Raw genomic sequence first — 836 nt, forward strand, 5'->3', positions numbered from 1 at the left:
TTTGCCGTCAGCCTGTCGGTCGGCGTGGCCGAATTCAAATGGTCCGCCCTGTTTTCGCTATCCGACAGCCAGCAGGTTATGTTCATCAGCCGCCTGCCGCGCACGTTTGCGATTGTGCTGACGGGTGCGTCGATGGCGGTAGCCGGCATGATTATGCAGATTTTGATGCGCAACCGTTTTGTCGAACCGTCGATGGTGGGCGCAAGCCAAAGCGCGGCTTTGGGTTTGCTGTTGATGACCCTGCTGCTTCCGGCTGCGCCACTGCTGGCAAAAATGTCGGTTGCCGCCGTTGCTGCGCTGATCGGGATGTTGGTCTTTATGCTGCTGATCCGCCGCCTGCCGCCGACCGCGCAACTGATGGTGCCTTTGGTCGGGATTATTTTCGGCGGTGTGATTGAGGCGGTGGCCACCTTTATCGCGTATGAAAACGAAATGCTGCAAATGCTCGGCGTGTGGCAACAGGGCGATTTTTCCGGCGTGTTGCTCGGGCGGTATGAATTGTTGTGGGCAACGGGGATTTTGGCTTTGTTTGCCTATTTGATTGCCGACCAGCTAACGATTTTGGGTTTGGGCGAAACGGTGAGCGTGAACTTGGGACTGAACCGGACGGCGATTCTGTGGTCGGGGCTGATTATTGTGGCGCTGATTACGTCTTTGGTGGTCGTGACGGTCGGCAATATTCCGTTTATCGGCCTAGTCGTGCCGAACATCATCAGCCGCCTGATGGGCGACAAACTGCGCCAAAGCCTGCCTGCGGTAGCCTTGCTGGGCGCGTCTTTGGTGTTGCTGTGCGATATTGTCGGACGCGTGATTGTGTTTCCGTTTGAAATTCCGGT

At 56.6% G+C, this 836-nt stretch carries 1 protein-coding gene; it reads left to right on the top strand.

Annotation, left to right across the window (positions count from 1 at the left end; genetic code table 11):
- On the top strand, positions 1-836 hold an 836-nt coding region (locus ACTHS3_RS16075), incomplete at both ends, for an ABC transporter permease (RefSeq protein WP_440368517.1).

The organism is Neisseria sp. P0009.S007, from assembly GCF_051962515.1.